Below are 25652 nucleotides of genomic sequence, written 5' to 3' on the forward strand. Positions count from 1 at the left end.
GTAGGGCTGGATGCGCTCATGCGCCGCCAGCATGTCCTCGTATGTGGGAATATACATGGCGTCCTTCATCACGCGGCCTCGCGATTTGGCCAATATGGAGACGAGGCGCGCTCCATCAAAGATCGCGCCATCCTGCCATCAAGCATCGATGCCAGGAGCGGGAGTATCATGCAGGTACTGCATCGCCACAGCGACACCGCCTCGCTCATGCGGCACGCCCGCTTTCGAGAGGCCCATTTCCACCCCGCTCAGCGCTCCGATCAGCGTCAGGTCGTTGATGTCGCCGAGATGGCCGATGCGGAAGACCTTGTCCGCAACCTTGGACAAGCCGCTACCCAGCGAAATGTTGTAGTGCCGCAGAGCCTCTGCACGGAATTTATCCGCACTATGGCCTTCAGGCATGAGGACAGCGGTCAGCACGCCGCTTTCATGGCCCTGGTGGTTGCACAACACTTCCAGTCCCCAGGCCCGGACGGCTGCGCGGGTCGCAGCGGCATGGCGCTGATGCCGGTTGAAGATGGTTTCCAGACCCTCTTCATGCATCATCTCGATCGCCTCGACCATGCCGTAGAGCATGTTGGTCGCCGGTGTATAAGGAAAGTAGCCCTTGGCATTGATGTCGACCATATCCTGCCAGTCCCAGTAGGAACGACGCATGCCGCCGGCCTTCGATGCCTGCAGCGCCTTTTTGCTGACAGCATTGAAGCTGATCCCGGGCGGCAGCATCAAGCCCTTCTGAGAGCCTGAGACCGCGACATCCACGCCCCATTCGTCAAAGCGGAAATCAACCGAACCCAATCCCGAGATCGTATCCACCATCAGCAAAGCCGGGTGCCCGGCTGCATCAAGGGCGCGTCGCACGTCGGCAATCGGCGAGACCGATCCAGTCGAGGTTTCGTTATGAACCACACAAATTGCCTTGATCTCGTGAGCGGTATCTGCGCGCAGGCGTTGTTCAATCTGGTCAGGATCGGCACCGGAGCGCCAGTCGCCCACGATGAACTCGGCTTGGATACCAAGTTTTTCAGCCATCTTCTTCCACAAGGTGGCGAAGTGACCCGTCTCGTACATCAGGACACGGTCGCCTTCCTGCAGGGCGTTGGCAAGAGCAGCCTCCCATGCCCCGGTACCGGAAGACGGATAGATGATCACGTCCTGCTCTGTTTTGAAGATCGTCTTAATCGCCAACAACGACTTCAAGCCAAGATCGGCGAACTCGGGGCTGCGGTGGTCGATCACCTGTGCCGACATGGCGCGCAATACCCGATCCGGCACAGGGCTGGGACCAGGGATTTGCAAGAAGTGCCGCCCGGAAACGTGAGTCATGATCCCTCCTCGGATGATCGATGTTTGAATAATGAATTCATTATTACACTTTGAATGTCAAGCTGCATTGCAGGAACATTCATGTTTTTGCATGCAAGTGGACGAATTCAGACCCGGCGCCAAGTCGTCCACTGCAAGGGATCAGCCTGGTAGCACCACAAAGATCAGCCAAAGGACGGGGGGTGCAATAAGAGTGATTAGGGCACCATATCCAAGCAATTGACGATAGAAGACCTGCTTGTCGATGCCTTTTGAGTTGGCAAGAACAAGTGCCCCGCTGGTCGAGAACGGGCTCACGTCGACGATGGTTGAAGCGACGGCCATGCCCGCGATGAAGCCTATCGCACCTACGCCTGTACCAGCCTGTAGGAATGGAACTGCAAGGGGAATCAGCGCTCCCAGCAGAGCTGTCGACGATGCAAACGCCGATACGACACCGCCGATGTAAAAAAGCAGCAATGCCGCAAGCATCGGTGACGCCATGGAGGCGACGCTGTCGCCGATAAAGTCGATGGTTCCCATCTTCTCAAGCACGGCAATATAGGTGCCGACGCCGGTAATCAGCATGATCTCGGGCCATGCTACCTGAGCCATCGCACGCTTTTGCAACGTCGGCTGGCAGAGAGCGATGACAAGGCCAACTGTCAGCGACACGAAGCCGATATCGAGATTGAACGCCAAGACCATGGTCGCAACCGCCGCCAGGCCGGCAATGGTCAACATCTGGATCGGGCTCCCATCTGGCACCTGACCTTCAGGAACTTCGGCAAGCAGACGATTGGAGTCGCCTCCTCCCTCCCGAGCGATGCGGCTGCTCAGGGCTTCCGCCTCGCTGTCCCCAAAGATTTGAGGACCTGTCGCTGGCTTCGCAATTTCGATGTGCGGCACGGTGATGGTGCCATTGCCAAGATCGACGCGCTTTTGCATGAGCTGACGACCGCCTAAGACAAAGAACAGGATCAAGACACAGACGGCATTGCAAAAGAAACTGGCCGCAAATGTCGTCATTTCGCTCAGCGGCAGGCCTGCCTTGACTACAACGCCATTGGTGATCCCACCAAAGATCCCGAGGGGTGAAAACGCACCGGCCGAAGCCCCCTGCGCCACCATCATCCCCATCAAGAGCGGAGAAATATGATAACGGAAGGCAAAGCTCAGCGCGATCGGCGCGACGATAGCGACAGCGCCAGGGGTTACGGCACCTACCGAAGTCAGCAGGGCGGCAATGAAGAACATGATCCAGGGGATCAGCCCGATACGCCCTTTTACCGCACGTACTGCACTTCTTACGAGCCAGTCAATTGTTCCGTTATTCTGCGCAAGAGCAAACAGCCAGGTGATTCCCGCGAGCGTCAGGAATAACCCGCTTGGAAAGCCCGAGATGATCTCCTTGGCACTGTCTCCGACAATCAGCGATCCCACAATGAACGCACCGACAAAGGCAAGAACGCCGATGTTAATGGGTAGGGCTGTAGCGATCACAAACATCGCGACCAGTAGAGAAATGGCAATGTAGTGCTGTGTCATGCGCGGCCTCCCTTTTCCTTGCATGAAATCATATGACGGCGCTCCCCAGGCCGTAGGTAATGATAAATTTAATTATGAATTATGAATTTGCATAGCGATTTTTGTGTTGAGAGCATAGAAGCCCTATCTCCAATGCCTGAACTCAAGAAAATCTATATTCTTTACATACGCTTGATATAAGAGCGGAAGCGCGACAGACAGTCCCATGGCGTTCCGCCGTTCTTCTGCGAGGTCCGCGTCACAGGCTCGCGTCGCCTGACCCCCACTATGCAGAGGGTGACCTTCGCTGTTCCAGAACTGGAAGACCTGAGCTACTCCCCGGAAATCGGACAGTGACGGAAGCTACGATCTGACGTTTGTTGGTCTCCAAGAACGAGGAGATCAGGAATGCGGAAACGCAGAAACCATGACGCGAGCTTCAAGGCGCGCGTGGCGCTCGAGGCCGTGAAGGGCGAGCGCACTGTGTCGGAGCTGGCGGCCGAATACGGCGTGCATCCGACGATGATCCATCAATGGAAGAAGGCGCTGCTCGACGGAGCTGTGGATATCTTCGGGCGCGGCGGCAGAAAGCCCGTTGCGGAGGTGGATGAGGAGACGGTCCGGTCACTGCATGCCAAGATCGGAGAACTGGCTATCGCCAATGATTTTTTGTCACGAAAGCTCAAGCCGTGGACCGGCAAGTGAGGCGCGGGATGGTTGAGCGGGGCCATCCGGCGTTGTCGATCGGCGCACAGTGCCGCCTGCTGTCGATCTCGCGCTCGTCCTTCTATCATGAACCGGTCGGAGAGACGGAGCAGAACCTCGGCCTGATGCAGCTCATCGACAAGCAGTTCCTCGACACGCCCTTCTACGGCGTCCGGCAGATGGCCTGGCATCTGCGGAACGAGGGGCACGGTGTGAACCCTAAACGCATCCGGCGGCTGATGCGGCTCATGCGCCTGATGCCGATCTACCAGACGCGCAGGCTGTCGGGTGAACAGCCAAGCCTCACGCGCGATCGCCTTGTATGCAGCCGTATCGCTGGCGTATTCCGCGCGATGCTCTCAAAACAACCGAACGCCGCGTTCGCGAAGTTCGGCCGGGTCAGCGGGGGTGAATCTCCGCTTTGACATAGGGCTCATCCTTTGAGTGTTCTACTCTCTGGTAAACCTGGGGCGGTTTAATCCGCCTTTCCTTTGGTGCACTTGGCCATTGTGGTGTGGCCCTTGCGCCAAGTGCTAACTGGTAGCAACTTTCGGATGCGACAGCGCAGTCATGATGCCCCGCAGTTCAGCCAGTCCTTTCAAGCGACCGATGGCTGGATACCCCGGCTGTGCCTTGCGGTTTAGGTCGTCCAAGATGTCCTGCCCATGGTCGGGACGCATGGGGATTTGCCAGTCGGCGCGACCTTCGGCCCTGCGGCGATCCTGCTCGGCCAAGATGGCGGCGATCATGGCCACCATGTCAGTATTGCCTTCAAGATGCGCGGCCTCGTGGAACGATCCGCCCAGATGCGGCTCCTCCAATGCGACATTACGCAGGTGCAGGAAATGTACCCGATCGCCGAGCCGACGCATCATCCCAGGCAAATCGTTGTCCGCCCGCGCCCCCAGCGACCCGGTGCAAAGGGTGATGCCATTCGCGGGAATGTCGACCGCGTCCATGAGGGCCTTGTAGTCCGCCTCGGTCGACATGATCCGTGGCAGGCCCAGCAGTGAAAAGGGCGGATCATCCGGATGACAGCAGAGGCGCATCCCAAGTTCCTGCGCGAGCGGGCTGACTTCAGCAAGGAAGTCGATCAGGTGGCCCCGCAACCGCTCGGGCGAGATGGCGTCATAGCGCGCCAAATGGGTCCTCACGTCCTCCATCGACATCCGCTCGGCAGCGCCTGGCAGGCCGAAGACGACGTTGCCGGACAGCTCCTCCTTGCGAGCATCGCTCATGCCAGCAAAGCGCTTTCGCGCAGCCTCGGTGACTTCAGGACTGTAATCTTCCTCCACCCCCTTGCGACGCAGCAAAAAAAGATCGAATGCGGCAAAGTCGATCGCATCGAACCGCATGCAGGTTGCGCCATTCGGCAGCCGGTAGGCCAGATCGGTGCGCGTCCAGTCGAGGATCGGCATGAAGTTATAGCAGATCACTTCGATCCCGGCCTCGCGCAGGTGGCGCATCGAGGTCTTCCAGTTCTCGACATGCCCCTTCCAGTCGCCGCTCTGGCGCTTGATATCTTCAGATACGGGCAGGCTTTCCACCACCTCCCATTCCAACCCCGAAGGCGCGCCATCGCGCATCACCGCCAGCTCGGCCTGCCGCCGCGCGATCTCTTCGGGACTCCAGACTGCCCCGGTCGGCACGTAGTGCAGCGCGGTCACCACCCCCTCTACGCCGGCCTGTAGCATGTCGTCGATCGATACCAGGTCCTTGGGTCCGAACCAGCGCCAGGTTTGTCTCATGGTCTTATCTTTCCGAAAGCGCGCCGGGCCTCAGGCACCGGCAAAGGAGATCTGCACCTTGACCGACCGCGAGCGATCCTTGGCGGCGTTGAAGGCGTCCAGCGCCTCAGTCAGGGGAAAGGTTGCGGTGATCATCGGACGGGGGTCGATGGCACCTGAGCCGATCAACCCGACTGCCTGGGCAAACTCGACATCGAAGCGCTGCGATCCGACGAACTGGATTTCCTTGCCGACCATGACATTCAGCGGCATCGGCGTAGGTCCGGCCACACCCACCTGGACCAGTGTGCCCAAGGGACGCAGGCAGGCCACCGCGTCACGAATGGCAGGCGCCGCAGCCGAGCATTCGAAGACCAGATCGACTTGGCCCTTGCCCTCCTGCCACGGTGCAAGTCCTTCGGGATCGGTCATGGTGTTGACAGCGTGATCGGCACCCATCTGGCGCGCGACCTCAAGCGTCGCGTCCTGGATGTCGGTCACGATGACCCGGGCCGCGCCGCGTTGGCGCGCTACTGCCACGCACAGCGCGCCGATCGGTCCGGCGCCCGTCACCAGCACCGTCTTCCCGGCCAAAGGGCCCGCAATTGCCTCGCCCCTGTTGGCCGCGTGCAGGCATACGGCCAGCGGTTCGGCACAGGCGGCAGCGCCAGGAGAGATCCCTGCAGGCAACGGATGGCATTGGCCAGCCCCGATCACCATGCGGTCGCGGAACATGCCCTGTTGGTGCGGCAGGTACATGGCAGAGCCCTTGAACTTCATCGCGGTGCAGTGGCGCTCCAGTCCCTGTCGGCAGAACTCGCAGGTGCCGCAGGGATGCGAGGGGTTCATCGCGACCAGCTGCCCGATCTCCAGCCCGGTTACGCCCTCCCCCAAGGACACGACCGTGCCTGCTGCCTCGTGGCCGAGGATGATCGGCTCGCGTACGCGGATGGTGCCGATGCCCCCTTCCAGCCAGTAATGCAGATCCGATCCGCAGATGCCACCGGCCCGCACCGCAATCTGCACCTCGCCGGGGCCGGGGGTCTCGGCAGGACAGGTTTCCAGTCTCAGGTCCTCCTGCGAATGCAGGCAGACCACCCGGTTTTCTTGTTCTTGCGTCATGTTGGCCTCAGGGCATCAAGGTGTTGGGCAGCCAGGTCGCCAGCGGCGGGATATAGCTGACCATCAGCAGGACGATGACGTTAGTAATGATGTAGGGAGTGATGGCGCGGATCACCGGCGACAGGGGCAGGCGTGCGATGTTGGATGCAACGAACAGGCACACCCCCACCGGCGGCGTCGTCAGCCCGATCATCAGGTTCAACACCGCGAAGCAGGCAAAGTGGATCGGGTCAATGCCCACCGCCACCGCCAGCGCCTGCAGCGGCACGAACAGGATGATCAGCGCCGCGATCGTTTCCATGAACATGCCCACGAAAATCAGCAGCAGGTTGATCAACAAGATCACCAGGAACTTGTTCTCGGTCACCGACAGTACGCTGTCCGCTAGCATTTGCGGGATGCGCTCGGCCACCAGAATCCAGCCAAAGACATTGGCAGTGCCCACCAGCACCAGGATGCCGGCCGAACTAATGGCACTGTCGATGATGATCTTAGGAATACGGCGCAGGGGCAGCTCGCGATAGATGAAAAGCCCGACAGCGACGGCATAGAGGCTAGCAACCACCGCGGTTTCGGTCGGCGTGGTGATGCCGATCAGCAGTCCGCCCACGATCAGCACGGTCATGGCGATCGCCCAGACGGCGCCCATGAAGGATGAAAACAGTTCGGACACCCCTCTCCATGGCTCGCGCGGGAAGTTCTTCCTTTGGGCTAGAAAATAGGTCGTGACCATCATCGCAAAGCCCAGCAGCAGGCCCGGGATCGCACCCGCCAGAAACAGCTTGCCGACGGACAGGCCCGACAGCGAGCCCACGATGATCATGGGAACACTTGGCGGGATCATCGGCCCCACGGTTGAGGAAGCCGCCGTGACCGCCGCCGAAAAGTCGCCGGGATAACCCACCTTCTTCATGCCAGGGATCATCATGCCTCCGACCGAAGCCACATCGGCCACCGCCGTTCCCGACACGCCGCCAAACAGCATGGATGCCGCAATGTTGGCCTGCGCCAGGCCGCCCCGCATCCAGCCTACCAGGGCATTCGCAAAGCGCACGATCCGTTCAGTGATCCCGCCCGAGTTCATCAGATTGCCCGCTAGGATAAAGCCCGGAATGCAAAGCAGCACAAAGCTGTCCATGCCCGCGTACATCTTCTGCGGAATGACGACGAGCGGAATGTCGGCGAAGATCAGATAGGCCATCGACGACAGGCCAAGGGTGACCGCGACCGGAAGTCCGATCACCAGGCCCAGCACAAAGGTGCCCAGAAGCAGGGTCAGACCCATCAGTTGTCCTCCGAGGTCGGGATCGGGCGGCCATCGTGGCGGCCGGTCAGCATCTCGTAAACGCGCAGCGCGGCCCACAGGATCAAGGCGACAAAAAGAACGATCATCGAGGCGTGAATGAAATCCATCCGCCAGGCCAGCGATGGCGCGGTCTGCCGCACCCCAATCCGGGTAAATTCCCAAGCCGCCGGCAGCAGCGCCAGGGCAAAGCCCGCCGTAACCAGCGCCGACACAAGCCGCAGCGCCCGTGGAGCACGACCCGGCAGGCTTTCGCAGATCAGATCCACGTTGACCATGTCTCCGCTGCGCAGTGCCAGGCCGGCGCCAAGCGCGGCGATATAGATCAGGCAGAACCGCGTCAGTTCCTCGGTCCAGACCGGGGCCGTGCTGAGAAATGTGCGCGAGAATACCTGCAGCAGCACCGATGCCATCAGCACCACGAAGCCTGCAAATATCAGGAGGCGGCAAAGCCCCTCCAGTCCCTTGAACGCCTTTGTCATCGACCCCTCCCGGTTGGCCCTGCCCGACGGGCAGGGCCGTGCGATGTCACTTGTTGAAGATCTGTTCCGCCAGCGGGCGGATTTCCTCGGCCACAGCCCCGATAACGGCATCGCGTGCCGCTTCGGCGAAGGCTGCCTGATCGACGTCGTGGAAGGTCACGCCGCGTCCTTCCAGATCCGCGACCAGCGCCTCTTCGTCGGCGAGGAACAATTCGCGCTCATAGGTCTGCGTGCGCTCGGCCGCCTCCATCAGCGCGGCCTGGTCCTCCTCGGACAGGCGGCCCCAGCTGCGCTCCGAGATCGCCAGATAGATCCAGGACCGCACATGCTCGGTTCGGTTGACGACCTTCTGCACTTCGTAGAAGCCACCCGACTTGAACAGCGCCAGGGGATTTTCCTGCCCTTCGATCGTTCCGTTCTGCAGCGATGTGAAGACCTCAGAGAAAGCCATGGGCGTGGGGTTTGCGCCAAGGGCCTGCCATGCCGCCACAAACAGTGGCACGTTCGGCACTCGCAGCTTGAAGCCATTCAGGTCGGCAGGGGTGGTGATCTCGCGGTTGGCGGACAGGTTGCGCGGACCGCGCGCAAAGTAGGTCAGCGGACGGATGTCGGCCTTCTCGATGATCTCGGCCTCGATCTGCTTGCCAATCTCGCCCGAGGCGACTTCGTCCATGTGTTCAAGCGACTTGTAGGCATAGGGCAGCGCCAATAGCGCCGCGGTGGGGGCCCAGTTTTGCAGGCTTTCGCCGGTGATCGTCATGTCCGCCGTGCCCAGCTGCATGCCGTTGATCAGGTCGATCTCCTTGCCAAGCGACTCGTTGGGATAGATTTCGACCGCGACGCGACCTTTGGTCAGGGTGTTGACCTCTTCAGCAAACTTCGTCACGGCCTTGTGCCAGATGTTGTCCTCGTTCGCGAGATGGCCCAGCTTCAGCGTGACCTCCTGCGCAAAAGAGGCGCTGCTCATCAGCACCGCGACCGTGCAGGACGCAGCCAGCTTGGTAAATCTATTGAATGTCATGGGTTCCTCCTCCAAGGACAAAGGGCCGGGTCGACCGGCATCACAGAAAATATTCGGGCCGTTCCTGCTTGATAACCGGCAGATCCTGCAGAATGCCCTGCAGGTGCAGGCGCATCGCACGCTCGGCGCCTGCGGCCTCGCCGGCCTCAAGGGAGTCCACAATCGCCCGATGTTGCTCGATCAGCCGGTCAACGGGAAAGTGCATGCTCGACAGAAAGCGGACACGGTCCATTTGGGCCTTCATCTCGACCACGACGTGCCAAGCCCTGCCCTTGTCGGCCCCCTCAGCAAGCGTCCGATGAAAGATTTCGTCTGCTTCCATGAAGTCGCGGGCCGAGCCGCCGATCAGCGTCTCCTGGGCGGTCAACTGTGCCCGCAAATTCGCTATCAAGGCGGGATCAGGCGTCATGGCAAGCAGCCTGACGATGTCTGCCTCGACCGCCTCGCGCACAAATCGTGCATCCATCACATCAGGCAAGGATATCTTGGCCACAAAGGTGCCGCGCTGCGGGCGGATCTCCAGCAGGTTCTCGTTGGCCAGCTTGATAAAGGCTTCGCGCACAGGCTGCCTGCTTATGCCATGCTGCATCGCAACTTCCGCCTCGGACAAACGAGCGCCGGGCATGAGCACATTGTCGATGATGGCAGAGCGCAGCTTTGCGTAAAGCTGGTCCACCACACTCACGACCATCGGCTGCAGGACATCCGATCTTCCCATCAATGCGCCTCCCTAAGCTCTAAATTGTACCATACTAGTAATCTTGTAAAGTAGAATGTCAATAATCTCCAGTTAGAAGGTTCCTTGGCGGCATAAGGCGGACAGCAGGGTTATGGGGATCGACGCCCATGTATGGGCACCGCCCTGATGCCGTCTGCGTTTATCATGACGCATATCCGGCGGCTTTGGAGAAGTTCCAGCGCCCACCAGGGTCGAAGATACCACAGATGTTTCCCAGGATTTTGGCGAGTTGGTCTCAGTTTCTGGCACCGCTGCGGCGGAGGTGGGCTTTCAGCTTCGAGAAGGCGACGATCTCGGCAGGATTCAGGCTGAGTGAATAGGCAGCGCTGCGGCCTCGCCGGCAGGTCATGTTCGCCCTCATTGATGTTTCATCGATGAAGGGCTGACGCCAGATGATCCATCTTATGCCGGACAAGCTTAATATACGCCCGGGCGCGTTCCCGTGTGATCAAGCCTTTTTTATATGAGAACTCGGCCCGAACAATCACCCGGTGGAATGAGGAGAGTTGGACCAATACATCATGCGTCTCCTCCAACGCCCGGCCAATTCCTTCAACGTGATGCCCAGCCCGGCCCGGATAATCTCCGGCAGAAAGGACATGTGGGGCGCGAGTTTGCCTGCGGTGCCAGGCACACGGCTGTGCCGCTTGGTATAATGGCACACCGGTCCCGGTATTCGGCTGCCAATCAGCAGCCGTTCTGGCGCGGCTCCCAGACACACGGTCGACAGCCCAGCACGAGTGACCGGCGGCAATATGGCCGAAGATCCGTTCGCAAAGATCCATCGTGCAAGGCTTGTCCATCTGACACTTCCTCACGGAAATGAAGCCGATAAAGGACCGTCCGGGAATTCCACGATCCCGTCCAAAGGCAATCCGCTTTAGCACCGTGGGGCGGACCGCATCCGCCCCTGCTTGTTCTTCCTGCCGTCAGGACAGCTCGCGCTTTTCAGCGATCAGGCCTCTGACAGTCGCCCAGCAGGCGCCCAACAGCACCAGCGTGAACGGCAATCCCGTGGACACCGCAATGGCCTGCAGGGCCGCCAATCCGCCGCCCAGCAACAGGGCAATGGCAACCAACCCCTCAAAGCTGCACCAGAAGACCCGCTGCGGAATGGGTGCATTGATCTTGCCCCCCGCCGCAATGGTGTCGATCACCAGCGAGCCGGAGTCGGACGAGGTCGTAAAGAACACAATGACCAGCACGATGCCGACGAAGCTGGTAACTGCAGTCAGCGGGATCTGGGTCAGCATCTGGAACAGTTGCAGCTCCAGCGCGGCGTCGGCCACGCCGGTAAAGCCGTCCAGCGTCTGCGTGATCGCCGAGCCACCATAAGCTGTCATCCACAGGACTGAAATCAGGGACGGCACGATCAGGACAGCGACCAGGAACTGACGCACGGACGGCTGACGCAGGCGACGAACATGCCAACAAACGGCGACCAGCTGATCCACCAGGCCCAGTAGAAGGCCGTCTAGCCCTGGCGGAAGTTGTCATCGTCGCGCCCGAACGGGTTCGACAGCGGATCAGCTCGGCCGCATAGGCGCGCAGGTCGCCGAAAAAACTGGTCAGGATCATGGTGGTGGACCCGAAGGCAATCACGAACAACAGCAGCAGGATTGCGAGCACCATGTTGATCTCGGACAGGCGCTTGACGCCCTTTTCAACGCCCAGCACGACCGATGCCGTCGCGATCGCCGTGATCACCATGATCAGCACAATCTTTGCAGTCGTCGATGTGCTCCACTCGAAGAGGAAGTGGAAACCAGCGGCGGCCTGTTCGGCACCGATGCCCAGCGACGTGGCAAGCCCGAAGAACGTCGCCAGAACCGCCAGAACGTCGATGATATGTCCCGGCCATCCCCAGACACGTTCCCCAAAGATGGGGTAAAACACCGAGCGCAGCGTCAGCGGCAGCCCCTTGTTATAGGCGAACAGCGCCAAGGCCAGCCTGCGGGCACCCATCTCATCGCCCGGCGCACCGTCCAGCGGCGCCCAATCCGTGCGCACCTCGTTTTCGACAACCGGCCCGCCAAGGGCGGCGGTGAAATGGCCCAAAGGCTCGCTGACACCATAGAACATCAGGCCAATGCCCATGCCTGCTGCAAACAGCATCGAAAACCAGCCCCGTCAGGCTGAAATCGGGTGACGACTCCAGCCCGCCGAGGCGCACGGAACCGAGCGGCGACAGGATCAAGCCCAGACAGACAAGGACGAAAACATTGCCGCTTATTAGGGTCAGGACCCATTGATCATCCTCTTGCGGCATGGTTCAGCCTCCGCAAGGAGACTGATCGGTGAGCGATCTTTTCTAGCTGACGGACGCGCAAATAGCGTGGCTTCAGCCGTTCTCTCCCAAAAGCCATGGCAAGCCGCGCGTCGATGATCTTCGTGTGCTGAGCGGAATAATCTTCATCAATCGGAATGGGTTGCGGTGGCGCGATGCGCCGAAGGAGTATGGTCCGGCAAAGACCCTCTACGACTGTTGGAAGGGGTGGAGCGACAAAGGGGTCTTCGCCCGCATGATGGACGGGCTGGCCGCCGAGGCTGCCGTTCCGAAGACGGTAATGATCGACGCCACCGACCTGAAGGCGCACCGCACGGCGACAAGCCTGCGGTCGAAAAAGGGTGACCCGGCGACCAGAAGGGCCGCTTGATCGGCCGCGCAAAGGGCGGCATGAACACCACATTGCACGCCGTCGCCGATGCTGATGGGCGCCCGATCCGCTTCTTCATGACCGCAGGCCAAGTCAGCGACCATACCGGCGCCGCAGCCTTGCTGGGCAGCTTGCCAAAGGCGGAATGGCTGCTGGCTGACCGCGGCCATGATGCCGACTGGTTCAGAGCAGCATTGCAAGCCAAAGGGATAAAGCCATGCATCCCGGGCAGGAAGTCGCGTGGCAGACCCGTGAAGCACGACAAGCGCCGCTGCAAACGGCGAAACAGGATTGAGATCATGTTCGGGCGCCTGAAGGACTGGCGACGCATCGCAACACGCCACGACAGGAGCCCGAAGGTTTTCCTCTCCGCCGTCGCTCGCGCCGCTACCGTCATGTTCTGGCTATGAATGCAGAACGAGTCCTGACCCTAGGGCGGACGGCGGGGGGCGGCAATGGGTTGCGGAGGCCGGGGCGCGGTCCTATCTGCAAACCCGAAACGGAAGGAAAGACCCTCATGGCGGATGACAGATTTCCCGGCTGGCACGGCACCACGATCCTGGCGGTGCGGCGCGGCGGCAAGGTGGTGGTCGCGGGCGACGGGCAGGTCAGCGTCGGCCCCACCGTGATGAAGGGCACCGCCCGCAAGGTGCGCCGCCTGACGCCGGGCGGGCGCGACGTGGTGGTGGGCTTCGCCGGATCGACCGCCGACGCCTTTACCTTGCTGGAACGGCTTGAAAAGAAGCTGGAGTCCGCCCCTGGCCAGTTGCAGCGGGCCTGCGTCGATCTGGCCAAGGACTGGCGCATGGACAAGTACCTGCGCAACCTGGAGGCCATGCTGATCGTGACCGACGGGCAGGGGCTGTACGTCGTGACCGGCGCGGGCGACGTGCTGGAGCCGGAGCACGACGTGGCGGCCATCGGGTCGGGCGGCAACTTCGCCCTGGCCGCCGCGCGCGGCCTGCTGGAAAGCGACCTCGATGCCGAGGCCGTGGCGCGCAGGGCCATGGCGATCGCCGCCGACATCTGCGTTTATACCAACGGCAACCTGACGGTCGAACAGATCGGCGCCTGAACGCGCGCGGATGCCGGGCCGGTGCCCGGCATCCGCCGGCAAGGGCTACAGGCGGACGGTCGCCACGTTGTCCTTGTAGCTTTCCTTGGGATCGCTGATGCCAAGGGCCACCATGGCGCCCGCGACGATGCTGGACGCGTCCAGCCAGATTTCGGCCTTCTGCGGATCGAAGCGCAGCAGAGCCAGCTTGGGATCGTCCTTGCCGTGTTCGTACCAGGCGGCGACATGGGGGTTCCACAGCCGGTCCACGACGGCCCTGTCGGTGTCCTCGCGCAGCGTCCCCTCGATCGAGGCCCAAAGGTCGTGGCCCTTGGACACGAACTGCACGCCCGCGTCCTGCGCGCCGCCGCCGCCCAGCTTCTGGATCAGGGCATTGTCCTTGGACGTGAAGAACCACAGCGGCCCGTGGTCCCCTTCCTCGATCTGCGAGGTCATGGGCCGGGCATGGCCGTGTTCGCCGCCGACAAGGCCCAGCATCACGGTCATGTCGGACCGCAGGGCCTTCCACAGGCGGGCTTTCAGTTCGTCGGGCGTGGGCATCTCGGATCCTCCGGTATCAGGTGCCCGGGCCAACGTCGCGCCCGCCCGATTGTTCCCCGGCGGGCATCCGGGGATCCGCTGCCTCGTGGCGCATCAGCAGACAGTGGCCCGTGCGCCCGGCCAGCTCCGCGATCTGGCGGAACCCGGCCTTATGATAGGCGCGGATCGCGCGGCGGTTGGAGATGTCGGGGTCGATGACGATGCAATGGCGCCCCTCGGCCCGCAGCATGGCCACGAACCGCGCCAGAACCCGCGATCCGATCCCCCGCCCCAGCTGATCGGGCGGACCGATGGAAAGGTCCACGCCCACCGCATCGTCGAGCAGATCCATCACCCAGGGCGCGTCCGAAAGCCAGGGCTCGACCCGCGCATCGGCGATCCGCCAGACCTGGATATAGCCGACGGGCTGGCCGTCCAGGCGAAACAGGAAGGCCCGCGTGCTGTCGCGCCCGTCGATGATGTCGCGGAGATAGCCAAGCTCGGTCTCGACATCCGCGCTCCACCCGTCGCGCCAATGCGGCTGGTCCAGCCAGCGCGCCAGCAGCGGCAGGTCGGCGGCGGTCACGGGCATGAAGGACAAATCCGGGCGCGGCGGTGTCATGGGGCCGTCATCCCGCCCTTTTCGCCACCCGGCGGGTTTCCTCCGGCGTGCAGGGCGCTGACGTCTTCCCGCTCATGGCGTGGCGCCCTCCGCGCCGTGGCGATCCGCCTGGAAGTCCGTTCCAGTACATCCGTATCGTAGCTGCTTTTCGCATCCCTTCAAATCCCCCGCCCGACTGTTTATCTGCCCGTCAAACGAAAGGCAGACCCATGACCGACCTGACCCCGCGCGAAATCGTGTCCGAGCTGGACCGCTTCATCATCGGCCAGAAGGACGCCAAGCGCGCCGTGGCGGTGGCCCTGCGCAACCGCTGGCGCCGCAAGCAGCTGGGCGACGACCTGCGCGACGAGGTTTATCCCAAGAACATCCTGATGATCGGCCCCACCGGCGTCGGCAAGACCGAGATCAGCCGCCGCCTGGCGAAACTGGCCAACGCCCCCTTTATCAAGGTCGAGGCGACCAAGTTCACGGAAGTCGGCTATGTCGGCCGCGACGTGGAACAGATCGTCCGCGACCTGACGGACGCCGCCATGATCGACACCCGCGAACGGATGCGCGAGGAGGTCAAGGCCCGCGCCCACAAGGCGGCCGAGGATCGCGTGATCGAGGCACTGGCCGGCAAGGACGCCCGCGACGGCACCCGCCAGATGTTCCGCGACAAGCTGAAGCGGGGCGAGCTGGACGACACCGCCATCGAGCTGGAGGTGCAGGACACGTCCAATCCCTTCGGCGCGATGGAGATCCCCGGCCAGCCGGGCGCCAGCTTGGGCGGCATGATGGATCTGTCGGGGCTGATGAAGGCCTTTGGCGGGCGGCGCGTCAGGCGCAAGATGACGGTGGCCGAAAGCTATGACCTGCTGATCGCCGAGGAAGCCGACAAGCTCTTGGACGACGACGCCGTGAAGGCCTCGGCGCTGGACGCGGTGCAGCAGAACGGCATCGTCTTCATCGACGAGATCGACAAGGTTTGCGCGCGGTCCGATGCCCGCGGCGGCGATGTCAGCCGCGAGGGCGTGCAGCGCGACCTGCTGCCGCTGATCGAGGGCACAACGGTTTCCACCAAATACGGACCCGTGAAGACCGACCACATCCTGTTCATCGCCTCGGGCGCGTTCCACGTCGCCAAGCCCAGCGACCTTTTGCCCGAACTGCAAGGCCGCCTGCCCATCCGGGTCGAATTGCGCGCCCTGACGGAAGACGACTTCATCCGCATCCTGACCGAGACCGACAACGCCCTGACCCGGCAATACACCGCCCTGATGGCCACCGAGGGCGTGACCGTGGGCTTTGCCCCCGACGGCATCGCCGCCCTGGCCCGCATCGCCGCCGAGGTGAACGCGGCGGTGGAAAACATCGGCGCCCGCCGCCTTTACACCGTGATCGAGCGGGTCTTCGAGGAACTGTCCTTCAGCGCCCCCGACAAGGAGGGCGAGACGATCGAGGTCGATGCGGCCTATGTCGAGCGTCACCTGGGCGATCTGGCGCGGTCCACGGATCTGTCGCGCTACGTCCTGTGAACGGAACCGCCCCGCGCGGTTCCGGGTTGGCCCCTCGCAACAAGGGGGTCCGTGTCATGGGTTACGTCTTCGGGATCATCATCTTCGTGCTGGATGTCTGGGCCATCGCCTCGGTCATCAACACGAATGTCAGCCTGGGCACCAAGATCCTGTGGATCGCGCTGATCGCGATCCTGCCGGTGCTGGGCCTGATCATCTGGTACTTCATGGGCCCCAAGGCGAATTACGGCGGCCCGGCCTGAGATCGGGTCGCTCAGATCGGGTCGCCGAGGCCGGCTTGCTGAGGCCGGCCCGCTGAGGTTGGCTCGCTGAGGTTGGGTCTGGCCCGCGGGCGATTTCTCTGACAGGTTTGCCGCGACCGTTTCCGGATAGGTGACGCTTGCGGCATTTTCTGTTGTGTCTCGCCTTGTGCCTTTCGGCCTGCGGTCCGCGCGGCGTCCTGATGATGGCCCCCGCCGGATACCAGCCCCGCATCGCCGAGCCGGTCTGGATCGCCTCGCAGCGCAGCCTGTCGGGGGACCATGTGCCGCAGCCCTGGTTTTCGCGGATCGACGTGTCGGTTCCGCCGGACCGCGCGGCGGGGCGGCTGGCCTATCCCCGTCCGGGCGGCGATCCCGACCGGCAGTTCCTGGTCGCGGGCGGCGGCCGGATTGCGGATGCCCGGGCCTTCCGCCGCGCCATCGAGCGGGATCTGGCGGGCCGCGCCCCGGACGACCGCGACATCATGCTGTTCGTGCATGGCTACAACCACAGCTTCGCCGAAGGGGTCTATCGCACCGCGCAGCTGGCCCACGACCTGCAACTGCCGGGGATCCACGCCCATTTTTCCTGGCCTTCGCGGATGAAGCCTTATGCCTATTCGGGCGACCGGGACGGCGCGCTTTATTCCCGCGACGGGCTGGTGCAGACGATCGACCTGCTGGCCCGGACCCGGGGGCGCGGCAGGATCGTGCTGATGGCCCATTCCATGGGCGGCCAGCTGCTGATGGAGGCGCTGCGCCAGATCGCCCTGTCCGGGAGGCGCGACCTGCTGGACCGGATCGACGGCGTGATCCTGATGTCGCCCGATCTGGATCTGCGGCTGTTCCGGTCGCAGGTCCGCGCCATCGGGCCGCTGCCGCAGCCCTTCGTGATTACCACCTCGCCCCGGGACCGGGCGCTGCAACTGTCGGCGCTGATCTCGGACGAGCCGCTTCGGCTGGGCAACATTCCGGACGCGCGGCCCGTGGCGGATCTGAATGTCGTGGTGGTCGATACCGGCGCCTTCAGCACCGGCTACGGGCATTTCGACGTGGCCGATTCCCCGGCCTTGCAGCGGATCCTGACGCGGATGCGCGACCTGGACCGCATCCTGCCCGACGAAGGCGGGGTCGGCCCGGGCCTGATCGGCGGCGCGGTCAGCCGGGTCGAGCAGGCGGTGCAGGTGGTGCTGTCGCCGGCGTTCTAGGCTGGCATGGCGGGGCGGAACCCCGCCCTAAGCCCGGCGCAGGTAAACGTAATAGGCCCCTTCGCCGCCGTGGCGGTGATGGGCAGGGGCGACCTGCTGGACGACCGCCGACAAGGGCGGCATGTGCAGCCAGTGCGGCACCTGGTGGCGCAGGGCGCCGGGCCGGGTCGGCAGGGGGCCGTGATCGCCGCGCCCCTTGCCGGTGATGACCAGCACCAGACGATGCCCCCGGGCATGGCAGGACAGGACAAAGCCGATCAGCGCGGGATGGGCCGCGGCCAGCGTCAGCCCGTGCAGATCCAGCCTGGCCTCGGGCGAAAGCTTTCCCTGGGCCATGCGGCGATGGACCTTGTGATCCATGCGCAGGGCCTGCTGCGCCAGCCGTTGCGCAGGGCTGGAAGGCGCGGGCGGGGCCGAGGGCTTGGGTCGTGCCGCCTGGCCGATGCTGAATTCGCCGATGCTGAATTCGCCGCTGCGGGGGCGCGGCGGGGCAGGCTTCGGGACGATGCGCGCCTCGGGCTCGGGCGGCCTTGGCCGTTCGGGATGCAGGGGCGCGGCGGTGCGGGCGACGCGCGCCCACAAATCCTTGTCCTCGGGGGTCAGGCCCCGGCGCCGCGCCATCAGCCGGTCGCGACGAGCTGCCAGTTCGGGTCGTCCTGACCCATGCGGCGGGCAAAGGTCCAGGTGTCGCGCTGCTTGCGGGCGGCCTTTGGATCGCCCTCGACCACATTGCCCGCCGCGTCGCGGGTGGCCGCGATCAGTTCGCCCACGAAACGCACCGAAATCTCGGCCATGCCGGTGGCGGGATCGTATTCCGCCCCGGCCAGGGCGGTTTCGCGCGTCCCGATATACTGCGCCGTGACCGTCTGGCCCTTGGCCGCGCGGGCGTCGATCACCGACTGGAAGGCCGCGGCCACGGGTTCGGCCAGAAAGGGCCGGACCTCGGTCAGGTCGCCGCGTTCAAAGGCCATCAGGATCATCTCATAGGCCGATTTCGCGCCGTTGAGGAAATCCATCACGCCGAAGGACGGCTCGACGGCCTTCATCGCGGCCAGGGCGCGGGCGGTCGGGCTGCCCGCCTCGGCATGGTCCAGGATGTCGTGGTCGGGCTCCTCGGCCGTGCCTTCGATCACGTCGAAGCGCGGGCGGGGGCGGTCGGGGGCCTCGACCTGGGGCGGCTCGTATCCGTCGCGGGTGCCCAGCACGCTGCGCAGCCGCAGGATGAGAAAGATCGCGATCCCGGCCAGGACAAGCAACTGCAACAGCGGGTTGTTCATGCGATTGGCCTCATCTGGTCCTGGCTGGTATCTGCGATCTGCGCCATTATGTAGGGACTGGGCCGGGGCAAGTCCAGTTATCCCCTGGCCGGGAAAGGAATCGGAATGTGGCTGTTGTGGCTGTTCGTGGCCTTGCCGATCGTGGAAATCGCGCTGTTCATCCAGGTGGGCGGGCTGATCGGGGTCTGGGCGACGTTGGGGCTGGTGGTGCTGGCCGCCCTTCTGGGCATGGCCGTGATCCGCAGCCAGGGCGCCCATGCCTGGCTCGAGGCGCAGCGCAGCCTGGCGCAGCTGCGCGATCCGTCGCGGCCCCTGGCCCACGGCATGATGCTGATGATCGCGGGCGCGCTGCTGATCGTGCCGGGCTTTTTCACCGACATGATGGGCCTGCTGCTGCTGATCCCGCCGGTGCGCGATCTTGTGATGCGCCGGGCCGGCCGGCGGATGCGCGTCGGGTCGGTGCGCGTGGCGACCCGGCGCGAGGCGCATCGGCCGCCTTACGGCGACGGGGTGATCGACGCGGATTTCGTGGTCGAGGACACGCCTCCCCATCCCCGTCCGCCCCTGGACCTGCCCGAGGACGTGACCGACGACCAGCCTTCGCGGCGCGGCGGCTCGGGCTGGACGCGCCATTGAGGCCGTGACCCGCGCCTGATAGAACCGGGGCCAGCTCTCATCCTTCAAGGGAAAATCCATGGCCGACGAAACCACCGCCAACGGAACCGCGCCCGCAGCCCCGCAGGTGCGCATGCAGATCCTGGCGCAGTACATCCGCGACCTGTCCTTCGAGAACGCCGTCGCCACCAAGGGCGCCCCCCAGGGCGAGGTCCAGCCCGAGATCACCGTCCAGGTCAGCCTGGACGCCCGCAAGCGCGCGGGCGACAACCAGTACGAGGTGATTTCCAAGTTCCGCGTCACCTCGACCAACAAGGGCGACAACACGACCCTGTTCCTGGCCGAGCTGGATTACGGCGGGGTTTTCCTGATCGAGGGCGTGCCCGAGGATCAGTTGCACCCCTTTCTGATGATCGAATGCCCGCGGATGCTGTTTCCCTTCGTGCGGCGCATCATCTCGGACGTGACGCGGGACGGGGGCTTTCCGCCCTTCAACATGGACCCGGTCGATTTCGTGGCGCTGTACCGCCAGGAGCTCGCCCGCCGCGCGCAGGCGCAGCAGCAGGGCGCGCCCGCCGACCAGCGGCTGTCCTGACCCGCGATGGCGGCCCGACCGCGCCGGGCCTGGCAGCGGATGCTGTCGGGCCGGCGTCTGGATCTGCTGGATCCGACGCCCGTCGACATCGAGATCACCGACATCGCCCACGGCCTGGCCTTTGTGGCCCGCTGGAACGGCCAGACCCGGGGCGACTGGCCCTATTCGGTGGCCGAGCATTCCCTGCTTGTCGAGAATATATTGGCCCGCCTTTATCCCGGTATCGAGATGCGCTGGCGATTGGCGGCGCTTTTGCACGACGCGCCGGAATATGTGATCGGAGACATGATTTCCCCGGTCAAGGCGGCGCTTGGCGCGGAATATGGCCGCATGGACGAACGGCTGACGGCGGCCATCCACCGCCGTTTCGGTTTGCCCGCGGCCTTGCCCGCGGCGATCAAGACGAAAATCAAGGCAGCCGACCGCATTTCAGCGCGGTTGGAGGCGGTTCAAATCGCGGGATTCAGCCTGTCCGAGGCAAGACGCCTGTTTCCGCTGCAAAACGAATTTATCTTGTCTGAATTGCATATTCAATTGCGTCCCCCGGCCGAGGCGCGCGCGGCATTCCTTGAACGGTTCGGGACGCTGATTGCAGGCACGGACGGGCCTGCATAAGGAAAGGCCATTCCAGCAGAACGGCCTTTTGCAAAAACCGGGTCAGATCAGCAGGTCGTCCAGTTGCTTGCCGCTTTCAAGGCTTTCCTGAACCCAGCGGGGTTTGCGGCCGCGTCCGGTCCAGGTCATGGTCGGATCGTTGGGATTGACGTATTTCGGCGCCACCGTTCCGGCCCGCCGCGGTTTCGCGCCTGTCAGGTCGGCAAGGTTGAAGCCATGTTCGCGCGCCGCTTCTTCGATCGCCGCCAGGGCTTCGCGCCGCTTGCGATCTTCATAAGAGCTAATTGCGCGATCCAGTTTTGCCCGAAGATCACGCAACTCTTTAAGCGTCATCTTGTCCAGGTCGAAGTTCATTTCGTCTGCATCCATCCTGAATTGATAAAAGTAATCTTATATAGACTGCTGCGAATTACAAGATGGGCAATTTAATTCACCGAGGCCCGCGCTTGGCCAGAATACGCTGAAGCGTGCGGCGATGCATATGCAGCCGCCGGGCGGTTTCGCTGACATTGCGGTCGCATTGTTCGTAAACCCGTTGAATATGTTCCCATCTGACCCGATCGGCGGACATCGGGTTGTCGGGCGGCGGCGGCAGGAACTCCCCTTGCGACAGTAACGCAGACGTTACGTCATTCGCATCCGCGGGCTTGGCCAGGTAATCGGTCGCGCCCATCTTCACCGCCGCCACGGCGGTGGCGATGGCGCCATATCCCGTCAGCACGATGATGCGCGCGTCCGCGCGCAGGTCGCGCAGCGCCTCGACCACGTCCAGGCCGTTGCCGTCCTCCAGCCGCAGGTCGATCACGGCATAGGCGGGCGGCGCCGCGCGGATCATCGCCAGGGCATCGGCGACGCTTGTGGCGGTGCGGGGGACAAAGCCCCGCCGTTCCATCGCGCGGGCCAGGCGCGTGACAAAGGTCTCGTCGTCGTCGACCAGGATCAACGAGGGATCGGAACCCGGATCCGTCCGGGCAGGCGTTTCGGCTTCCATGGGCGCGTCCCAGCTTGCGTGAACGGTAACAGTGCCGCAACGGCGGGACAGGGGCAATCATTTCCCGTCAGGGGCGGATCCGGGCGGGCGCCGCCTCAGCCAAGGGCGTCGACAAAGCAGCCGACGCGTTCGGCCATCGCCTCGGGCGGGGTGTCGCGGCTGAAGAAATCGACCGTCCTGTTGCCGGGCAGGACCAGATAGGTGTTGGTCATGTGATCGACCAGATAATAGTCCCCGTCGCCCGCGTCATTGGCCTTGTAATAGTTGCGCCAGCCCTTGTTGACGGCGGCGATCTCCTCCTCGGTGCCGGTCAGGCCGATCATGTCGTCCGAAAACAGGCTGGTGAAATCGGCCACCACCTCGGGCGTGTCGCGCTTGGGATCGACCGTGACGAAGACGGTCTGCACGTCCTTGCCCCGTTCCCGCAGCAGGGCCGCGGCCTCGGCGTTGCGGGCGCTGTCCATGGGGCAGACATCCGGACAGAAGGTATAGCCGAAATAAAGAAGCGAGGGCTTGTCGAAGACCTGGCCGGCCGTGACGCGCTGCCCGTCCTGCCGCGTCAGGGTGAAGTCGGTGCCGAAGCCCTCCATGCCGCCCGCAACCGCGCTGCCGCCGCATCCGGCGAACTGGTCGTCCCCTCCCCGGCTTGCCAGGTACAGCCCGCCCGCCGCCAGCAGGGCCGCGGCGGCGATGCCTCCGATCAGCAGGATTTTCCGGTCGGCCATGGTTTTTTCTCCTCCAAGGGGCGAAAGCGGCGCATTGATCGCCCATCCCGGCCCGCGTATCAAGGTCCGCATCGTCGCAACGGGGCGCGCATGGCCGATCCTTCCTTTCCCCCCTCAGATTCCCCGATCGGCCCCCAGGCCCCGCCCGAGGCCGAGCCGATCCGCATGCGCACCCTGGTTCTGCTGCGCTGGTTCGCCATCGCAGGCCAGCTTGCGGCGGTGATCGTGGCCCGCATCATGGGCATCGGCTTTGCGCTGGAGCCCGTGCTGGCGCTGATCGCGGCGGCGATCGCCATGAACCTGTGGCAGGTGCTGTCGCCGCCGCGCCGGACCTCGGCCCGCAGGGCGGTGGTGCAGCTGACCTTTGACGTGGTCCAGATTTCCGCGCTGATGGCGCTGACCGGGGGGCTGGCCAATCCCTTTGCGCTGCTGGTTCTGGCGCCGGTCACGGTGGCCGCGACCTCGCTGGACACCCGGCAAACGGTGGCCCTGGGCGCGGCGACAATGGCGCTGATCTCGGTCGCGGCGCTGGTCGCCCTGCCGCTGCATGGCGCGGACGGGCGGGAACTGACGCTGGCGCCCACGCTGGCCCTTGGGCACTGGACGGCGCTGCTGATCGGCGTGGTGTTCTTCGCGGGCTATGCCCACCGGGTGACGGCGGAATTGCAGGCGACCTCGAACGCGCTGTTTGCCACGCAGATGGCGCTGGCGCGCGAACAGCGCCTGCAACACCTGGGCGGCGTGGTGGCGGCGGCGGCGCACGAGATGGGCACCCCCCTGGCCACCATCAAGCTGATCGCGGCCGAGCTGGCGGACGAGCTGGACGACCGTCCCGACCTGCAAGCCGATGCCATCGCCCTGCGCGATTCGGCGGTGCGCTGCGCCCAGATCCTGCGCTCGATGGGCCGGGCGGGCAAGGACGACCTGCACCTGCGCGCGGCCCCCCTGCGCGCGGTCCTGGAGGACGCGGCCGAACCCCATGCCGGACGCGGCCCCCGGGTCGAGATCAGGGCCGACGCCCTGGACATCCGCCGCGATCCCGCCATCATCCATGCGCTGCGCAACCTGATCCAGAACGCCGTCGATTTCGCGGCGGGCAAGGTCGTGATCGAATCGCAGCGGGGCAGCGACTGGCTTTGCGTGACGATCCGCGACGACGGGCCCGGCTATCCCGCCGCGCTTTTGTCGCGGATCGGCGATCCCTATCTGACCAGCCGGCGCGGGGGCGCCCAGCGGGAAGGATACGAGGGGATGGGACTTGGCCTGTTCATCGCCAAGACCCTGCTGGAGCGATCGGGCGCGCGGCTCGGCTTTGCCAACGGCGGCCCGGGCGCGGTGGTGACGGTGCGCTGGCCGCTGGAGCGCATCGCCAGCGACGCGCGCGCGCCACTGGGCGACAATCCCGCGCAGGGGGCATGAGATTTTAACTGTTCCTTAATCCCGGCGCTCCTATGGTCTTGAAAACGCGAAGGAGCAAAGGATGTCCCTGCACGGCGCCGCGCTGATCCCGATGGTGGTCCTGACCGGGGCCGCCTCGGTCCTGCTGGCGATCCTTCTGGTCCGGTGGTGGGACCGGGGGCCGGGTCGGAACCGGCCGCGCCTGCCGCAGGGGCTGGAAAGCAGCCTCAAGCCCATGGTGATGCTGTTCCGCGACGGGGTTCTGGTCGATGCGACGCCGCCCGCCCGCGCGCTTCTGGACCGCTTTTCCGCGCCCGAAGGGGACTGGGCGCGCCTTCTGCAATGGATCGGGCCGCGCTTTCCCGACGCGATCGAGGCTTTGGGCCGCATCGACCGGCTGGGCCGCTTCGAATCCCTGGGCCAGTCCGGATCGGGCAGCGCGGCGCTTCGGCTGGTGGCCGAAGGCATCGACGCGGGCCTGTTGCGCATCACCATCACCGATCCCCAGGCGGAATACGCGGGCATCATCGTCGATTCCATGTCCCAGCAGGCGATGGAGGAGGAACTGGATCTGCTGCGCCGCTCGCTGGACCAGACGCCCATGCTGGTCTGGCGCCAGGACGCCGAGGAGCGCGTGACCTGGGCCAATGCCGCCTATCTGCGCCGGGCCGAGGCGCAGGGGGACGAACCCATCGGCTGGCCCCTGCCGCGCCTGCTGGAGTCGCCCCGGCCCGTGCCAGGCGCGGGCACCCGGACGCGGCGCGCGTCCTTGAACCAGAACGGCGCGGTGTCCTGGTACGACTGCCACAGCCACCATGTGGGCGATCAGGTGATGATGTTCGCCCTGCCCGCCGACGCCGCCGTGCGCGCCGAACGCAGCTTGCGCGAATTCGTGCAGACCTTGACCAAGACCTTTGCCGACCTGCCCATCGGCCTTGCCATCTTCGACCGCCAGCGGCAGTTGCAGCTGTTCAACCCCGCGCTGATCGACCTGACCAGCCTGCCCACCGGCTTTCTGACCGCGCGGCCCACGCTGTTCGACCTGCTGGACAAGCTGCGAGAGCTGCGGATGGTCCCCGAACCCAAGGATTTCCGTTCCTGGCGCCAGCAGATGAGCAATCTCGAAAGCGCCGCCGCCACCGGCCACCATGTCGAGGAATGGTCCCTGCCCGGCGGCCAGACCTATCGCGTCACGGGCCGCCCCCATCCCGACGGCGCCGTGGCCTTTCTGTTCGAGGACATCACCTCGGAAATGAGCCTGACCCGCAAGTTCCGGGCCGAGATGTCCCTGGGCCACAACATCCTGGACAATATCGGCGAAGCGGTGGCGGTCTTTTCCCCCGAAGGCCAGATGGCGATGACGAACCAGGTCTACCGCGACCTTTGGCCTGCCGCGCCCGACAGCCTGGGCGGCGCGCTGGCCTCTTGGCAGGCCCATGCCGAGGCCGGTCCGGGGTTCGAGGCGCTCCGGGCGCGGCTTGCCGGTTCCGAAGGGGCGCTGCGCGACACCGGGCTGATCAAGGGCCCCGGCGGGCAGCTGCTGGGCTGGTCGGTGACCCGGCTTCCCGGCGGGCGGCAAATGGTGCGCTTCCGCCTGCCCGACCCCGCGACGCAGTCCGATCCTGCCGGACAGCGCCTGCTGACCGCGGGAACGGCGCTTTGACTCCC

The 25652-nt window shown here is 64.3% G+C and carries 26 protein-coding genes and 2 pseudogenes; 12 read left to right on the plus strand and 16 right to left on the minus strand.

Features of this window, described 5'->3' with window-relative positions; genetic code table 11:
* Positions 1–138: 138 nt before the first annotated feature.
* Both ACFOM8_RS12250 and ACFOM8_RS12255 read right to left on the minus strand, forming a co-directional pair.
* Positions 139–1326 (minus strand): pyridoxal-phosphate-dependent aminotransferase family protein, encoded by a 1188-nt coding sequence (locus tag ACFOM8_RS12250; protein WP_377761710.1) that lies wholly within the window; start codon positions 1324–1326, stop codon positions 139–141.
* Between the two features lie 141 nt (positions 1327–1467).
* Positions 1468–2853 (minus strand): SLC13 family permease, encoded by a 1386-nt coding sequence (locus ACFOM8_RS12255; RefSeq protein WP_377761712.1) that lies wholly within the window; start codon positions 2851–2853, stop codon positions 1468–1470.
* A gap of 387 nt (positions 2854–3240) precedes the next feature.
* Between ACFOM8_RS12255 and ACFOM8_RS12260 the strand changes: the two genes are divergently transcribed.
* Both ACFOM8_RS12260 and ACFOM8_RS12265 read left to right on the plus strand, forming a co-directional pair.
* Positions 3241–3537: a transposase gene (locus tag ACFOM8_RS12260; protein WP_377761714.1), complete on the plus strand. Its 297-nt coding sequence runs from the start codon at positions 3241–3243 to the stop codon at positions 3535–3537.
* A complete protein-coding gene (locus ACFOM8_RS12265) occupies positions 3522–3962 on the plus strand; it encodes an IS3 family transposase (protein WP_377761715.1) in 441 nt (146 codons plus the stop codon). Before ACFOM8_RS12260 ends, ACFOM8_RS12265 begins: the two co-directional genes overlap by 16 nt.
* A 108-nt stretch (positions 3963–4070) precedes the next feature.
* Here the strand turns inward: ACFOM8_RS12265 and uxuA are convergent, their stop codons facing one another.
* From uxuA to ACFOM8_RS12300, 7 genes and pseudogenes are all read right to left on the minus strand, one after another.
* A complete protein-coding gene (uxuA, locus tag ACFOM8_RS12270) occupies positions 4071–5285 on the minus strand; it encodes a mannonate dehydratase (protein ID WP_377761717.1) in 1215 nt (404 codons plus the stop codon).
* 30 nt (positions 5286–5315) lie between these two features.
* The gene (locus ACFOM8_RS12275) at positions 5316–6386 is read right to left on the minus strand and encodes an L-idonate 5-dehydrogenase (protein WP_377761719.1); all 1071 of its coding nucleotides are present in this window, start codon (positions 6384–6386) and stop codon (positions 5316–5318) included.
* A gap of 7 nt (positions 6387–6393) precedes the next feature.
* Complete coding sequence (locus tag ACFOM8_RS12280; protein ID WP_377761922.1) at positions 6394–7671, minus strand: TRAP transporter large permease; 1278 nt, start codon at positions 7669–7671, stop codon at positions 6394–6396.
* Entirely contained in the window at positions 7671–8171 is a 501-nt protein-coding gene (locus ACFOM8_RS12285) for a TRAP transporter small permease (RefSeq protein WP_377761721.1), read from the minus strand. Before ACFOM8_RS12285 ends, ACFOM8_RS12280 begins: the two co-directional genes overlap by 1 nt.
* Positions 8172–8217: 46 nt before the next feature.
* The gene (locus ACFOM8_RS12290) at positions 8218–9138 is read right to left on the minus strand and encodes a TRAP transporter substrate-binding protein (protein ID WP_377761924.1); all 921 of its coding nucleotides are present in this window, start codon (positions 9136–9138) and stop codon (positions 8218–8220) included.
* Positions 9139–9232: 94 nt separating this feature from the next.
* Entirely contained in the window at positions 9233–9883 is a 651-nt protein-coding gene (locus tag ACFOM8_RS12295) for a GntR family transcriptional regulator (RefSeq protein WP_377761723.1), read from the minus strand.
* A gap of 977 nt (positions 9884–10860) precedes the next feature.
* Positions 10861–12167 (minus strand): annotated as a pseudogene (locus ACFOM8_RS12300) (BCCT family transporter); the annotation flags it as partial.
* Between the two features lie 79 nt (positions 12168–12246).
* Here ACFOM8_RS12300 and ACFOM8_RS12305 point away from each other — a divergent pair.
* Both ACFOM8_RS12305 and hslV read left to right on the plus strand, forming a co-directional pair.
* Positions 12247–12998: pseudogene (locus tag ACFOM8_RS12305) on the plus strand (IS5 family transposase).
* A 107-nt stretch (positions 12999–13105) separates the two neighbouring features.
* Positions 13106–13663, plus strand: a complete 558-nt coding sequence (gene hslV, locus ACFOM8_RS12310; RefSeq protein WP_377761725.1) for an ATP-dependent protease subunit HslV — start codon at positions 13106–13108, stop codon at positions 13661–13663.
* Positions 13664–13708: 45 nt separating this feature from the next.
* Here hslV and ACFOM8_RS12315 read toward each other — a convergent pair whose 3' ends face one another.
* Both ACFOM8_RS12315 and ACFOM8_RS12320 read right to left on the minus strand, forming a co-directional pair.
* The gene (locus ACFOM8_RS12315) at positions 13709–14203 is read right to left on the minus strand and encodes a pyridoxamine 5'-phosphate oxidase family protein (protein WP_377761727.1); all 495 of its coding nucleotides are present in this window, start codon (positions 14201–14203) and stop codon (positions 13709–13711) included.
* Positions 14204–14219: 16 nt separating this feature from the next.
* Complete coding sequence (locus ACFOM8_RS12320) at positions 14220–14804, minus strand: GNAT family N-acetyltransferase (RefSeq protein WP_377761728.1); 585 nt, start codon at positions 14802–14804, stop codon at positions 14220–14222.
* 209 nt (positions 14805–15013) lie between these two features.
* Here ACFOM8_RS12320 and hslU point away from each other — a divergent pair, with 209 nt between their 5' ends.
* The 3 genes from hslU to ACFOM8_RS12335 all read left to right on the plus strand — a co-directional run bounded on the left by hslU (position 15014) and on the right by ACFOM8_RS12335 (position 17768).
* On the plus strand, positions 15014–16321 hold the full coding sequence (hslU, locus tag ACFOM8_RS12325; RefSeq protein ID WP_377761730.1) for an ATP-dependent protease ATPase subunit HslU: 1308 nt from the start codon (positions 15014–15016) through the stop codon (positions 16319–16321).
* Positions 16322–16377: 56 nt separating this feature from the next.
* Complete coding sequence (locus ACFOM8_RS12330) at positions 16378–16563, plus strand: PLD nuclease N-terminal domain-containing protein (protein ID WP_377761731.1); 186 nt, start codon at positions 16378–16380, stop codon at positions 16561–16563.
* A 137-nt stretch (positions 16564–16700) separates the two neighbouring features.
* Entirely contained in the window at positions 16701–17768 is a 1068-nt protein-coding gene (locus tag ACFOM8_RS12335) for an alpha/beta hydrolase (protein ID WP_377761733.1), read from the plus strand.
* Between the two features lie 27 nt (positions 17769–17795).
* Here the strand turns inward: ACFOM8_RS12335 and ACFOM8_RS12340 are convergent, their stop codons facing one another.
* On the minus strand, positions 17796–18389 hold the full coding sequence (locus tag ACFOM8_RS12340) for a Smr/MutS family protein (protein ID WP_377761735.1): 594 nt from the start codon (positions 18387–18389) through the stop codon (positions 17796–17798).
* Positions 18389–19045 carry a Tim44/TimA family putative adaptor protein gene (locus tag ACFOM8_RS12345; protein ID WP_377761737.1) on the minus strand — a complete coding sequence of 219 codons (657 nt, stop codon included), beginning with the start codon at positions 19043–19045 and terminating at the stop codon, positions 18389–18391. The genes ACFOM8_RS12340 and ACFOM8_RS12345 overlap by 1 nt, the downstream gene beginning before the upstream one ends.
* 105 nt (positions 19046–19150) lie before the next feature.
* Here ACFOM8_RS12345 and ACFOM8_RS12350 point away from each other — a divergent pair, with 105 nt between their 5' ends.
* The 3 genes from ACFOM8_RS12350 to ACFOM8_RS12360 are packed head-to-tail and all read left to right on the plus strand — an operon-like array spanning position 19151 to position 20870.
* Positions 19151–19681, plus strand: a complete 531-nt coding sequence (locus ACFOM8_RS12350; protein ID WP_377761739.1) for an FxsA family protein — start codon at positions 19151–19153, stop codon at positions 19679–19681.
* 58 nt (positions 19682–19739) lie between these two features.
* Positions 19740–20255, plus strand: coding sequence for a protein-export chaperone SecB (gene secB, locus ACFOM8_RS12355; RefSeq protein ID WP_377761740.1), 516 nt, complete (start codon positions 19740–19742; stop codon positions 20253–20255).
* Positions 20256–20261: 6 nt separating this feature from the next.
* On the plus strand, positions 20262–20870 hold the full coding sequence (locus ACFOM8_RS12360; RefSeq protein ID WP_377761742.1) for an HD domain-containing protein: 609 nt from the start codon (positions 20262–20264) through the stop codon (positions 20868–20870).
* Between the two features lie 42 nt (positions 20871–20912).
* Here ACFOM8_RS12360 and ACFOM8_RS12365 read toward each other — a convergent pair whose 3' ends face one another.
* The 3 genes from ACFOM8_RS12365 to ACFOM8_RS12375 all read right to left on the minus strand — a co-directional run bounded on the left by ACFOM8_RS12365 (position 20913) and on the right by ACFOM8_RS12375 (position 22586).
* Entirely contained in the window at positions 20913–21224 is a 312-nt protein-coding gene (locus ACFOM8_RS12365; protein WP_377761744.1) for an H-NS histone family protein, read from the minus strand.
* A 76-nt stretch (positions 21225–21300) separates the two neighbouring features.
* On the minus strand, positions 21301–21861 hold the full coding sequence (locus ACFOM8_RS12370; RefSeq protein WP_377761746.1) for an ActR/PrrA/RegA family redox response regulator transcription factor: 561 nt from the start codon (positions 21859–21861) through the stop codon (positions 21301–21303).
* 95 nt (positions 21862–21956) lie between these two features.
* The gene (locus tag ACFOM8_RS12375; protein WP_377761748.1) at positions 21957–22586 is read right to left on the minus strand and encodes an SCO family protein; all 630 of its coding nucleotides are present in this window, start codon (positions 22584–22586) and stop codon (positions 21957–21959) included.
* Positions 22587–22676: 90 nt separating this feature from the next.
* Here ACFOM8_RS12375 and ACFOM8_RS12380 point away from each other — a divergent pair, with 90 nt between their 5' ends.
* Together ACFOM8_RS12380 and ACFOM8_RS12385 are read left to right on the plus strand one after the other, a co-directional pair.
* Positions 22677–24005, plus strand: coding sequence for an ActS/PrrB/RegB family redox-sensitive histidine kinase (locus ACFOM8_RS12380; protein ID WP_377761750.1), 1329 nt, complete (start codon positions 22677–22679; stop codon positions 24003–24005).
* A gap of 61 nt (positions 24006–24066) precedes the next feature.
* Positions 24067–25647 (plus strand): PAS-domain containing protein, encoded by a 1581-nt coding sequence (locus ACFOM8_RS12385; protein WP_377761752.1) that lies wholly within the window; start codon positions 24067–24069, stop codon positions 25645–25647.
* The last annotated feature ends 5 nt before the right edge of the window (positions 25648–25652 follow it).

The sequence above is a fragment of the Paracoccus angustae genome (assembly GCF_042648745.1).
Classification (GTDB): domain Bacteria; phylum Pseudomonadota; class Alphaproteobacteria; order Rhodobacterales; family Rhodobacteraceae; genus Paracoccus; species Paracoccus angustae.